This is a genomic window from Streptomyces sp. Sge12, assembly GCF_002080455.1.
GTDB lineage: Bacteria > Actinomycetota > Actinomycetes > Streptomycetales > Streptomycetaceae > Streptomyces.
On sequence record NZ_CP020555.1, the window covers coordinates 4,316,118 to 4,328,258 of the forward strand.

General features: G+C 70.1%; 13 protein-coding genes. 4 read left to right on the forward strand and 9 right to left on the reverse strand.

Translation table 11 applies throughout. The annotated features are described in order from the left end of the window. Positions 1–119: 119 nt before the first annotated feature. Both B6R96_RS19295 and B6R96_RS19300 read right to left on the reverse strand, forming a co-directional pair. The gene (locus tag B6R96_RS19295) at positions 120–335 is read right to left on the reverse strand and encodes a hypothetical protein (RefSeq protein WP_030387237.1); all 216 of its coding nucleotides are present in this window, start codon (positions 333–335) and stop codon (positions 120–122) included. Between the two features lie 88 nt (positions 336–423). Then, a complete protein-coding gene (locus B6R96_RS19300; RefSeq protein WP_037860435.1) occupies positions 424–639 on the reverse strand; it encodes a hypothetical protein in 216 nt (71 codons plus the stop codon). Positions 640–770: 131 nt separating this feature from the next. Between B6R96_RS19300 and B6R96_RS19305 the strand changes: the two genes are divergently transcribed. Both B6R96_RS19305 and B6R96_RS37560 read left to right on the forward strand, forming a co-directional pair. Beyond that, a complete protein-coding gene (locus B6R96_RS19305) occupies positions 771–1,604 on the forward strand; it encodes a hypothetical protein (RefSeq protein ID WP_081523051.1) in 834 nt (277 codons plus the stop codon). 180 nt (positions 1,605–1,784) lie between these two features. Beyond that, complete coding sequence (locus B6R96_RS37560; RefSeq protein WP_162498481.1) at positions 1,785–1,931, forward strand: hypothetical protein; 147 nt, start codon at positions 1,785–1,787, stop codon at positions 1,929–1,931. A gap of 118 nt (positions 1,932–2,049) precedes the next feature. Here the strand turns inward: B6R96_RS37560 and B6R96_RS19310 are convergent, their stop codons facing one another. Beyond that, on the reverse strand, positions 2,050–2,376 hold the full coding sequence (locus B6R96_RS19310) for a metal-sensitive transcriptional regulator (RefSeq protein ID WP_030387239.1): 327 nt from the start codon (positions 2,374–2,376) through the stop codon (positions 2,050–2,052). Positions 2,377–2,570: 194 nt separating this feature from the next. Between B6R96_RS19310 and B6R96_RS19315 the strand changes: the two genes are divergently transcribed. Both B6R96_RS19315 and B6R96_RS19320 read left to right on the forward strand, forming a co-directional pair. Continuing rightward, positions 2,571–3,191 carry a DUF47 domain-containing protein gene (locus B6R96_RS19315; RefSeq protein WP_008742369.1) on the forward strand — a complete coding sequence of 207 codons (621 nt, stop codon included), beginning with the start codon at positions 2,571–2,573 and terminating at the stop codon, positions 3,189–3,191. Positions 3,192–3,196: 5 nt separating this feature from the next. Further along, a complete protein-coding gene (locus B6R96_RS19320; RefSeq protein WP_030387240.1) occupies positions 3,197–4,195 on the forward strand; it encodes an inorganic phosphate transporter in 999 nt (332 codons plus the stop codon). 142 nt (positions 4,196–4,337) lie between these two features. Here B6R96_RS19320 and pstB read toward each other — a convergent pair whose 3' ends face one another. The 6 genes from pstB to B6R96_RS19350 all read right to left on the reverse strand — a co-directional run bounded on the left by pstB (position 4,338) and on the right by B6R96_RS19350 (position 11,958). After that, positions 4,338–5,114 carry a phosphate ABC transporter ATP-binding protein PstB gene (gene pstB, locus B6R96_RS19325; protein ID WP_030387241.1) on the reverse strand — a complete coding sequence of 259 codons (777 nt, stop codon included), beginning with the start codon at positions 5,112–5,114 and terminating at the stop codon, positions 4,338–4,340. Between the two features lie 30 nt (positions 5,115–5,144). Further along, positions 5,145–6,227 (reverse strand): phosphate ABC transporter permease PstA, encoded by a 1,083-nt coding sequence (gene pstA / locus B6R96_RS19330; RefSeq protein WP_081523052.1) that lies wholly within the window; start codon positions 6,225–6,227, stop codon positions 5,145–5,147. Further along, positions 6,227–7,216, reverse strand: a complete 990-nt coding sequence (pstC, locus tag B6R96_RS19335; RefSeq protein ID WP_030387243.1) for a phosphate ABC transporter permease subunit PstC — start codon at positions 7,214–7,216, stop codon at positions 6,227–6,229. Before pstC ends, pstA begins: the two co-directional genes overlap by 1 nt. Positions 7,217–7,348: 132 nt before the next feature. After that, a complete protein-coding gene (gene pstS, locus B6R96_RS19340; protein WP_030387244.1) occupies positions 7,349–8,485 on the reverse strand; it encodes a phosphate ABC transporter substrate-binding protein PstS in 1,137 nt (378 codons plus the stop codon). Between the two features lie 247 nt (positions 8,486–8,732). Beyond that, positions 8,733–9,701, reverse strand: coding sequence for a CHAD domain-containing protein (locus tag B6R96_RS19345; RefSeq protein WP_081523053.1), 969 nt, complete (start codon positions 9,699–9,701; stop codon positions 8,733–8,735). Then, positions 9,682–11,958 carry an RNA degradosome polyphosphate kinase gene (locus B6R96_RS19350; protein WP_203351637.1) on the reverse strand — a complete coding sequence of 759 codons (2,277 nt, stop codon included), beginning with the start codon at positions 11,956–11,958 and terminating at the stop codon, positions 9,682–9,684. Before B6R96_RS19350 ends, B6R96_RS19345 begins: the two co-directional genes overlap by 20 nt. Positions 11,959–12,141: the final 183 nt, after the last annotated feature.

The window sequence follows — 12,141 nt, forward strand, 5'->3', positions numbered from 1 at the left end:
CGCGGGGCCGGTTCAGGTCTGCGCGTACGAGTTCCAGACGGCGAGCAGCACGGCCGCCAGCAGGCACAGCACCGCCGCCCCGAAGCACATCCGGACCGCCGTCGGCCGACGGCGGGGCCTCATGGATCGCCGCCGTCGGTGTCGCGGCGGCGGTACCGGGAGCGCAGCCACCAGCCCGTGGCCACGGCCGCGGCGGAGGTGAGTCCGATGGCCAGGGCCACGTCGGCCGGGCTGTCCGCCGAGCCCACGGGTCTGGCCCAGGCCGCGGCGGCCGGGGTGAGCGCGATGAGCAGGGCCCAGAGGAGGGCCGCGAGGCGGGCTGCGGATCCTGGCATGGATCCAGGGCATCGGCTGCGGCGGAGCCCGGCCAGCCGGGCGGTCCGAACGGTCTAGCAGGGGCCCTGGAAGGGGCGGGCCGTGCCCCTACGCCGCCGGGTGGCGGGCCGCGTCCTTGCGGGCCAGGTCGCGGGAGCGGCGGGCCGGACCGGTCCAGCCGCAGGTGCAGACGGCGAGGCAGAACGATCCGCGATCGGCGGTGGATGTGGTGTGGCCGGCCGGCGGCTCCGGCTGCGCGTGCGGCCGTGGGAGCGGCAGGGAGTCAAGCGGAGGGACCAGTGTCGCTTCGGTGTGCGGTTCCACCTCTCCACGGTACCGGGGCGGGCGCCGGGCGGGGAGGGCGCGTCCCCGTGACGGGAAACCCCGGACCTCGTTAAACGGAGCGGGTGGGGGCCTCGGGCAAGCAGCGGTCATGCGTTGGGGGTTGGCAGGCGATGGTGGTTCACCAGCACAGGCGTCGGCGCGGGCCTGCCGGTGAGGCGGTGCTCGCCGTCGGCGTCGCCCTGGCGGTCACGGCGATGAGCGGGTGCGCGGGCGACGGGAACGACGACCGGCCCCCGGCGGCGGACCCGGCGGCGGTGGTCCGCGGGGCCGCCGACGCACTGGTGCGGACCGGCAGCGCCCGCGCCCGTACGGCCATGGAGATGGCCACGGGCGGGACCCGGGTCACGATCCGGGGCGAGGGCGGGGTGGACTTCAAGAACCGGATGGGGCAGCTCCTGGTGATGCTCCCGGCCGATGTGAAGGGCAAGGCCGAGCACCGGCCCATCACCGAGCTGCTCGTGCCGGGCGCGCTGTACATGAAGAACCGCGGCGCGGGCGTCCCGGACGACAAGTGGGTCCGGGTCGACACGACGACCCTCGGCGACGGGAACCTGGTGACGGGCGGGGCCACCGATCCGCTGGTCGCGGCCGAGCTGCTGCGGGGCGCGCAGCAGGTGACGTACGTGGGGGAGACCGAGGTGGCCGGCACCAAGGTGCGGCACTACCGGGGAACCACGGACATCGGGCGGGCGGCGGGGAGCGCGTCCCCGGGGGTGCGGGGAGCGCTGGAGGCGGCGGCGAAAGGGTTCAGCAAGGACGCCGTGCCGTTCGACGCCTACCTGGACGAGGAGGGCCGCCTGCGGAAGGTCAGGCACCGGTTCACGTACGTCAACAATGGCGTGATCGATGTGTCGTCGACCACGTTGCTGTACGGGTTCGGGACGCCGGTGACCGTCGTATTGCCCGCAACTGGGGACATTTACGCCGGGAAGATCGCCGACTAGTGGGGATGGTGAGGGAGGGGCGGCGCGATCGGGCCATGGCCCGGTATCCGGAAATGGTCCATCCGTGTCATGCGGGGAGCGGCGCGGCCTCCCTACGCTGAGAAGCCGGGCGCCGGCGCGTGGTGCGGTGCGGTATGACCGAAGACGGCCGCTGGCCGGTGGCAGATTGAGGTGACACGCGTGACTCCCGCAGGCGGTACGACGGTGCAGGACCACGTTGCTCTCGCCGAGATCGAGCTGTGTGGTGAGCTGATCATCGCTGCGTCGGCGGCGGTCGAGGAGCGGTTGAGCCTGGACCGGATCGACGAGGTCCTGCTCGGGCAGTAGCCGGCCGCCGTGGTGGCCAGGGGCCTGGAGTGGGGCCGGCGCCGTCGCCGGGCTCCGCCCCGGAGCCCGCGCCTCGAACGCCGGCGGGGCCGGGACCGGCCGGCCGGGGCCGGGGCGGTCAGGTGCGCAGGAGGCGGGCGATGGCCTTGGTGGCCTCCTCGACCTTGGCGTCGATTTCCGTACCGCCCTTGACCGCGGCGTCGGCGACGCAGTGCCGCAGGTGTTCCTCCAGCAGCTGGAGCGCGAAGGACTGCAGTGCCTTCGTGCTCGCGGAGACCTGGGTGAGTATGTCGATGCAGTAGACGTCCTCGTCGACGAGCCGCTGGAGGCCGCGGATCTGGCCCTCGATCCGGCGCAGTCGCTTGAGGTGTTCGTCTTTCTGGTGGTGGTAGCCGTGGACGGTCCCGGAGCCCTCCGCGGAGCCCTCCGCCTCGATGGTCGTCATACGTCCTCCCGTGGTCCGGAACGAGGGATGCATACCCCTCATGGGTATAGAATACCGGGCCCCGCCGCACCGGGCAGGGGTCCGTGGTCCTCACTCTGCCTGATGGAGGACACTGGGGAACGGCCGGTTAGCCGTGGCCGGGGGATGCGCCTAGCATCAGCCTGACCGAATCCAATGCACCCCGAGGACCTCACGTGCGATTTCGTCTGACCCCCAGGGAGACGAGCTTCTACGACATGTTCGCCGCATCCGCGGACAACATCGTCACGGGCTCCAAGCTCCTGATGGAACTGCTCGGAGCGGACTCCTCCGCCCGGGCCGAGATCGCGGAGCGGATGCGGGCAGCGGAGCACGCGGGGGACGACGCCACTCACGCGATCTTCCACCAGCTGAACTCCTCCTTCATCACGCCGTTCGACCGCGAGGACATCTACAACCTGGCCTCGTCGCTCGACGACATCATGGACTTCATGGAGGAGGCCGTCGACCTCGTCGTCCTCTACAACGTCGAGGAGCTTCCCAAGGGTGTGGAGCAGCAGATCGAGGTCCTGGCCCGCGCGGCCGAGCTGACCGCCGAGGCCATGCCGCACCTGCGGACGATGGACAACCTCACCGAGTACTGGATCGAGGTCAACCGCCTTGAGAACCAGGCCGACCAGATCCACCGCAAGCTGCTCGCCCAGCTCTTCAACGGCAAGTACGACGCCATCGAGGTGCTGAAGCTCAAGCAGATCGTCGACGTGCTGGAAGAGGCGGCCGACGCGTTCGAGCACGTTGCGAACACGGTGGAGACCATCGCGGTCAAGGAGTCCTGAACCTCGTGGACACCTTCGCTCTGGTCGTGACCATCGCCGTCGCGCTCGGCTTCACGTATACGAACGGTTTTCACGACTCCGCGAACGCGATCGCGACCTCCGTCTCGACGCGGGCGCTGACCCCGCGCGCGGCGCTGGCCATGGCGGCCGTGATGAACCTCGCCGGTGCCTTCCTGGGCAGCGGGGTGGCCAAGACGGTCAGCGAGGGCCTGATCGAGACGCCCCACGGCAGCACCGGCATGTGGATCCTGTTCGCGGCGCTGGTCGGCGCCATCGTCTGGAACCTGATCACCTGGTACTTCGGCCTGCCCTCGTCCTCCTCGCACGCCCTCTTCGGCGGCATGGTGGGTGCGGCGCTGGCCGGTGGCACGGGTGTCATCTGGAGCGGGGTGATCGACAAGGTCGTCATCCCGATGTTCGTCTCGCCGGTCGTGGGTCTGCTCATCGGCTACCTGGTGATGGTGGTCATCCTGTGGATGTTCCGCCGCTCCAACCCGCACAAGGCCAAGCACGGCTTCCGTATCGCGCAGACGGTGTCGGCGGCGGCCATGGCGCTCGGCCACGGTCTCCAGGACGCGCAGAAGACGATGGGCATCGTCGTGATGGCCCTGGTCATCGCCGATGTGCAGACCGCCGACGCGGCGATCCCGGTCTGGGTCAAGATCGTGTGCGCCGTGATGCTGTCGCTGGGTACGTACGCGGGTGGCTGGCGCATCATGCGCACCCTCGGCCGCAAGATCATCGAGCTGGACCCGCCGCAGGGCTTCGCGGCGGAGACCACCGGCGCCTCGATCATGTTCGGTTCGGCGTACCTCTTCCACGCGCCGATCTCCACCACCCACGTGATCACCTCGGCGATCATGGGTGTGGGTGCGACCAAGCGTGTGAACGCGGTCCGCTGGGGCGTCGCCAAGAACATCGTCATGGGCTGGTTCATCACGATGCCGGCCGCGGCCCTGGTCGCCGCGCTCAGCTTCTGGGTCGTGAACCTGGCCTTCGGCTAGCGGCTCCGCCCGGGAACGAAAGCGGGCCGGCTCCCCCCACCCAGGGGGAGCCGGCCCTTTTTTCTTTCGCCTTGCGGTGGCACCGCCATGCAGCACCGCAGGACGTCTTCCATGCGGCGGAGCCGCATGGCGTCGCGGGGGTCTAGCCGAAGCGGCCCGAGATGTAGTCCTCGGTCGCCTGGACGGACGGGTTCGAGAAGATCCGGTCCGTGTCGTCGAGCTCGATGAGCTTGCCGGGCTGGCCGACGGCCGACAGGTTGAAGAAGGCGGTGCGGTCCGAGACGCGGGCCGCCTGCTGCATGTTGTGCGTCACGATGACGATCGTGAAGCGCTCCTTGAGCTCGCCGATCAGGTCCTCGATCGCCAGCGTGGAGATCGGGTCGAGGGCCGAGCAGGGCTCGTCCATCAGCAGGACCTGGGGCTCGACCGCGATGGCGCGGGCGATGCACAGGCGCTGCTGCTGACCGCCGGAGAGGCCGGAGCCGGGCTTGTTCAGGCGGTCCTTGACCTCGTTCCAGAGGTTGGCGCCCTGGAGCGACTTCTCGACGATGTCCGTGAGCTCGGACTTCTTGAAGCTGCCGTTCAGCCGCAGGCCCGCCGCCACGTTGTCGAAGATCGACATGGTGGGGAAGGGATTCGGGCGCTGGAAGACCATGCCGACGGTGCGGCGGACCGCGACCGGGTCCACGCCGGCGCCGTACAGGTTCTCGTCGTCCAGCAGGACCTTGCCCTCGACGCGGCCGCCGGGGGTGACCTCGTGCATGCGGTTGAGGGTGCGCAGGAAGGTGGACTTGCCGCAGCCGGAGGGGCCGATGAAGGCCGTCACGGAGCGGGGCTCCACGGTCATCGAGATGTCATCGATGGCCTTGTGGGTTCCGTAGAAGGCGGACAGTCCGGAGACGTCGATTCGCTTCGCCATGAGGGGTCACTTCGCTTTCATACAGTCGCGTCAGCGACCGGTCTTCGGGGCCTTCCAGCGGGCGATGCCGCGGGCCACCAGATTGAGGATCATGACGAAGGCGATCAGGACGAGCGCTGCGGCCCATGCCCGGTCGTAGGAGGGCTCACTACCGACCTTGTACTGCTCCCAGATGTAGAGGGGGAGCGAGGACTGGGCGCCTTCGAAGGGGTTGCCGTTGATCAGCTGGGTGCCGAAGACCAGCAGCATGATCGGTGCGGTCTCGCCGGCGATGCGGGCGACGGCCAGCATCACACCGGTGGAGATGCCGCCGATGGCGGTGGGGAGCACGACCTTGAGGATCACGCGCCACTTCGGCACACCGAGGGCGAGGGCGGCCTCGCGCAGCTCGTTCGGGACGAGCTTGAGCATCTCCTCGGTGGAGCGGACCACGACCGGCATCATCAGGATCGACAGGGCCATCGCGCCGGCGAAGCCGGACGGGCCGAAGCCCAGCATCAGGTTCCAGGTCGTCAGGATGAACAGGCCCGCGACGATGGAGGGGATGCCGGTCATCACGTCGACGAAGAAGGTGACGGACCGGGCGAGGCGGCCCTTGCCGTACTCGACCAGGTAGACGGCGGTCAGCAGGCCGATGGGGGCCGCGATCAGGGTGGCGAGGGCGACCTGCTCGATGGTGCCGAGCAGGGCGTGGTAGACGCCGCCGCCCTCGTCGAAGCTGGTCACACCGTTCATGGAGTGGCTGAGGAAGTTGCCGCTCAGCAGCTCCAGGCCGCGGCTGATCGTGGTCCACATCAGCGAGAGCAGCGGGATGACGGCGAGGACGAAGCAGACCCACACGAGGGAGGTGGCGACGCGGTCCTTGGCCTGGCGGCCGTTCTCGACCACCGCGCTGGCGGTGTAGGTGATGGCGATGAACAGCAGGGCCGCGATGAGCCCCCACTGGACCTTGCTGTGCAGGTCGAAGGCGAGGCCGACGCCGCAGCCGAGGGCGATCGCGAGGACCGCGATGCCGGCCGGCGCCCAGCGGGGCAGGCCGCCGCGGGTGAGGCTGGCGGGGGCGGCGGACTTGCGGGCCCGGGTGGGCCGCTGGTCCTGGATTGCGTGGCTCATCAGGCGTTCGCCCCCGAGAAGTCCTTGCGGCGAGCGATGATCAGCCGAGCTGCACCGTTGACCAGCAGGGTGAGCAGGAAGAGGACGAGACCGGAGGCGATCAGGGCGTCCCGGCCGAACTCGTTGGCCTCGTCGAACTTCGCGGCGATGTTCTGCGCGAAGGTACCGCCACCCGGGTTCAGGATGTGGCCGGAGATCAGGAAGCTCGGGGAGAGGACGGTCGCGACGGCCATGGTCTCGCCGAGCGCGCGGCCGAGGCCGAGCATCGACGCGGAGATGACACCGGAGCGGCCGAAGGGCAGCACCGACATCCGGATGACCTCCCAGCGGGTCGCGCCGAGGGCCAGGGCGGCCTCCTCGTTCATGCGCGGGACCTGGAGGAAGACCTCACGGCTGACGCTGGTCACGATCGGCAGGATCATGATCGCGAGCAGGATGCCGACGGTGAAGAGCGAACGGGCGACCCCGACCTGGGTCTTCTCGAAGACGTACGTCCAGCCGAGGTACTCGTCCAGCCAGAGGTTCAGGCCGTTCAGCTGCGGGACGAGGAAGAGGGCGCCCCAGATGCCGTAGATGATCGACGGCACGGCGGCCAGCAGGTCGACCACGTAGGCGAGGGGCGCGGCCAGCTTGCGCGGCGCGTAGTGCGAGATGAACAGGGCGATGCCGACAGCGATCGGTACCGCGATGGCCATCGCGATGATCGAGCTGACGACGGTGCCGAAGAGCAGGACGGCGATGCCGAAGACGGGCGGGTTGGCCGACGCGTTCCAGTCGAAGGTGGTGAGGAAGTTCCCCTCGTTCTTCGACAGGGCGATCGTGGCGCGGTAGGTGAGGAAGGCGGCGATCGACGCCATGATCACCAGGAGCAGGATGCCGGAGCCCTTGGAGAGCCCGGCGAAGATCTTGTCACCGGCGCGGCCGGTGGACCTTCCGCTCTTGGCGACAGGCGGAGCCGTGTCTATCTGGGTGGGTGTGGTGGAAGCCATGGTCTTTCCGGTCTGTGTGGGGGGCAGGCCCCCTGGCGGCGGTGCACCGGATTTCCCCTGGGTGGAGGGGAAGGGTCCCCCGAGGTGTCGGCTGCCCGGACGGGGGTGGCCGACACCTCGGGGGGTCAGGATTCAGCCGAGGGTGTTGATGACTTCGCGAACCTTGGCGTTGATCTCGGCCGGGATCGGCGCGTAGCCGTTCTCGAGGAGGACCTTCTGGCCCGCGTCCGAGGCGGCGTAGTTCAGGAAGGACTTCACGGTCGGGAGCGTCTCGGCCTTGTTGCCCTTGTCGCAGACGACCTCGTAGGTCACCAGGACCAGCGGGTAGGCGCCCTCGGCCTTGGTGGTGTAGTCGAGCTTCAGGGCCAGGTCGGAGCCGGTGCCGGCGATCTTGGCGGCGGCGATGGCCTTGGAGGCGTTCTCACCGGTGGCCTTGACCGGGGCGGCGGCGCCCGTGTTCAGGTCGACGGTCTTGATGCCCTGGGCGCTGGCGAAGGAGAGCTCGAAGTAGCCGATCGCGCCGTCGACCTGCTTGACCTGCGCGGCGACACCGGCGGAGCCGGAAGCGGCCTGGCCACCCGGGGCGGCCCACTTCTTCGCGGCCTCGTGCGGCCAGGCGTCGGGGGCGGCGGCCTTGAGGTACTTGGTGACGTTCTCGGTGGTGCCCGAGTCGTCGGAGCGGTGGAAGGCCTGGATGGCGGTGGAGGGAAGCGTGACGCCGGGGTTCAGCTTCTTGATCGCCTCGTCGTCCCACTTCTTGATCTTGTCGTTGAAGATGTTGGCGATCGTGGCGGCGTCGAGGTTCAGCTTGTCCACACCTGCGACGTTGAAGCCGAGGGCGACGGGGCCGCCGACCATCGGGAGGTCGATGCCCTGGCCACCGGTGCAGATCTTCTTCGACTCCTCGACCTGCTCCGGCTTCAGCGCCGAGTCGGAGCCGGCGAAACCGACGGTGCCCTGGTTGAAGGCGACGATGCCCTCACCGGAGGAGGAGGACTTGTAGTTGACCTCGACGCCGGAGCAGGCGGCCATGTAGTTCTTGATCCACAGCTCGATCGCGTTCTTCTGCGCGGAGGAGCCGGACGCCAGGAGCTTGCCCTTGGCGTCGTCGCACTTGATGTCGCCCGCGGCGGCCGCGGAGGGCTTCGCCGAGCCGTCGGTCCCCTTGGTGTTGTCGTCCGAGCCGCACGCCGTGAGGACCAGGGCGCCGGACACGACAAGCGCCCCGAGGGCGGAGGCACGAAGCATGTTCTTGCGCTGAAGCTTCACTTTTCGGGTGTTCCTTCCAGAAGCCGCCGGCCGCTTTCTGTATCGGGGCGGCGTGCGAAGAGGACTGCGTCGGTGGTGCGCGGCTGAGCTGCTCCGTCTGCAAGCGACTCGCTCCGTGCATCACCGAAATTAGGCAGAACAGGTGAAGCAGCCGACCGGCCCGAGTGAACGGACGGTGAACCGTGGCGGACGACCCGGTGCGCCGCCGGCCGGTCGCCCACAGCCGTCATCATCCGTTACCCGCACGTTATCGCGGCGTGACCGCGGGCTCCGGGAGCCAGATGTGCCGGAACTCCAGCCTGGCCGCCTCGACCTCGTGGCGCTGGTCGGCGTGCAGGACGCCGAGGGCGTACGCCGTCGCCGGGGCGATCCTCGGGGTGCGGGCCGCCGTGGCCGAGGCGGTGGCGGCCTCGGCGGCGTCGCGGTGGCGGTCCAGGGCCTCGCCCGCGGCCGCCGACCGGGTCACGTCCTCGCCCAGGGCCTCCCGCGCATAGCGGTGGACCCGCAGCAGGCGGCGTACCTCGTGCCAGGGCCCGTCGTGGTCCGCGTTGTACGGGTGGGCTGCGTCGGCCGGCGGCAGGACCGAGACCGCCGCCGACAGTCGAGTTTCGGCCACGGCCGCCAGGGGGACCAGTACGTCCGCCACCCGCCCCCGGGCCGCGACCGCGTCCAGCGGAACCTCCGAGGCGAGCACCGCCACCGCGTCCGCCACCGCGTGGAAGCGGGAGGAGCCGAGCGCCTGGAGGGTGGCCGAGTGGGCGCGCGTACGGGCCAGGGTGAGCTGGCGCTCCAGCAGGGCGCCGGCCCGCGCCGAGCCCACCGTCAGCGAGCCGGCGGCGCCGGCCGAGGCGCGCGGAGCCGGCAGTTCCGGGGAGCCCGACAGCCGGTGCAGGGCGTCCATCAGCCGGGTCAGCCGGGCCGCGTACGCGTGCTCGTCCGCCAGGGTCGAGGACAGCCACACCAGCTCGGTGCGCAGCCCGTCCGCCCAGGAGGATTCGGTCACCACCCGGAAGGTGGCCAGGGATCCGCTGATGCGGCGCGCAGCCCCCCGCAGGCTGCGCGCCGCGTCGCTTCCTTCGGCGGCCCCGCTCGCTGCGCCTTCATCGTGCAGGCGCAGCGCGCGGAGGAAAGCGGTGGCCTGGGCGCGCAGGTACGCGCCGAGTACGGCACCTGCGTCCGCCGTCGCCGTAATCGGGTCATGGTTTGGCTGAGCCACGCCGGCGCCTCCGGGCGTCTATGAGCGTCTCCTGTACGTGCCGCAGCGGCAGTCCGTCCGCGTCCGTGCTGTGCCGGGTCCACTCGCCGTCCGGGCCCAGGTGCCAGGAGGAGGTGGCGTCGGACATCCCGGTTTCCAGCATCCGGTCCAGTGCCGCGCGGTGGGCCGGGTCGGCGACCCTGACCAGTGCCTCGATACGGCGGTCGAGATTGCGGTGCATCATGTCGGCGCTGCCGATCCACACCTCGGGTTCGCCGCCGTTGCCGAAGGCGAAGACCCGGGAGTGCTCCAGGAAGCGGCCGAGGATCGAGCGGACCCGGATGTTCTCCGAGAGCCCGGGGACTCCGGGGCGCACCGCGCAGATCCCGCGCACCCAGATGTCGACGGGCACGCCCGCCTGGGCGGCCCGGTAGAGCGAGTCGATGAGGGCCTCGTCGACGATCGAGTTCATCTTGAGCCGGACGTACGCGGGGCGGCCGGCCCGGTGGTGGGCGGCCTCCTTGTCGATCCGCGCGATCAGCCCGTCCCGCAGCGAGCGGGGCGCCACCATCAGCCGGCGGTAGGTCTCGCGGCGCGAGTAGCCGGACAGCCGGTTGAAGAGGTCGGAGAGGTCCGCGCCGACCTGCGGGTCGGCGGTGAGCAGGCCGAGGTCCTCGTAGAGCCGGGCGGTCTTGGGGTGGTAGTTGCCGGTGCCCACGTGCGAGTAGCGGCGCAGCTGGTCGCCCTCCTGGCGGACGACGAGCGACAGCTTGCAGTGGGTCTTGAGGCCGACGAGCCCGTAGACGACGTGGCAGCCGGACTCCTCCAGCTTGCGCGCCCACTTGATGTTGGCCTGCTCGTCGAAGCGGGCCTTGATCTCGACGAGTACGAGGACCTGCTTGCCGGAGTCGGCGGCGTCGATCAGGGCGTCGACGATCGGGGAGTCGCCGGAGGTGCGGTAGAGCGTCTGCTTGATGGCGAGGACGTCCGGGTCGGCGGCGGCCTGCTCCAGGAAGGCCTGCACCGAGGTGGAGAAGGAGTCGTACGGGTGGTGCAGCAGGACGTCCCGCTCGCGCAGGGCGGCGAAGATGTCGGGCGCCGAGGCGGACTCGACCTCGGCAAGGTCGCGGTGGGTGCCGGCGACGAACTTCGGGTACTTCAGCTCCGGGATGTCCAGCGAGGCGATGCCGAAGAGGGCGGTCAGGTCCAGCGGGCCGGGCAGCGGGTAGACCTCGGAGGCGTTGACCTTCAGCTCCTGCACCAGCAGGTCCAGTACGCCGGGGTCGATGGACTCCTCGACCTCCAGGCGCACGGGCGGGCCGAAGCGGCGCCGCATGAGTTCCTTCTCCAGGGCCTGGAGCAGGTTCTCGGCGTCGTCCTCCTCCACCTCCAGGTCCTCGTTGCGGGTCACGCGGAACATGTGGTGCGCGAGCACCTCCATGCCGGGGAACAGCTCCTCCAGGTGCGCGGCGATGACGTCCTCCAGCGGGACGTAGCGCTGCGGGGAGGCCTCCAGGAAGCGGGAGAGGAGCGGCGGGACCTTGACCCGGGCGAAGTGGCGGTGGCCGCTGACGGGGTTGCGCACGACCACGGCCAGGTTCAGGGAGAGGCCGGAGATGTACGGGAAGGGGTGCGCGGGGTCCACGGCCAGCGGGGTCAGCACCGGGAAGATCTGGTTGCGGAACAGGGTGAAGAGGCGCGCCTGCTCCTTCTCGGTGAGATCGGGCCAGCGGATCAGGTGGACGCCCTCCTCGGCGAGCGCCGGGGAGATGTCCTGCTGGAAGCAGGCGGCGTGCCGGGCCATGAGCTCGCGCGAGCGCGTCCAGATCAGGTCCAGCACCTCACGGGGCTGCAGGCCCGAGGCCGAACGGGTGGCGACACCGGTCGCGATGCGCCGCTTGAGGCCGGCCACGCGGACCATGAAGAACTCGTCGAGGTTGCTCGCGAAGATCGCCAGGAAGTTGGCGCGCTCCAGCAGCGGGGTCGTCGGGTCCTCGGCGAGCTCCAGCACCCGCTCGTTGAAGGCGAGCCAGCTGCGCTCCCGGTCGAGGAAGCGGCCCGGGGGGAGCTCGTCGCCGTCCTTGTCGTCGTAGGCGTCCAGATCGGCGTCGAGATCGGGTTCGAGGTCGACGTGCGGGCGGTGCGCGGAAATGGAACCTATGCGGGCGTGGGCTCCGGTGACGGCCCGGCCGGGGGCGGAGCCGGAGGCGGTGCCGGGGGTGTGAGACGGGTGCTGGGCGGGGACCTCGGTGGGGCCTGCGCTGGGCTGGTGGCTCATGACTCCATTCTTCCGCGCACGCGGGAGGACAGGCACGTCGGACGAGTCGGCCGTCAGTCGGAGTCGGGGCTGCATTGGGGGAGAGTCGCAAGCGCTTCTGAATGCCTGGTTAATGGCGTGTGGCTTCCCGGGTCCGGCGTGGTGCACGAACCGCCTCCCGGCGGGGGTGGCGGGGGCGGTGTG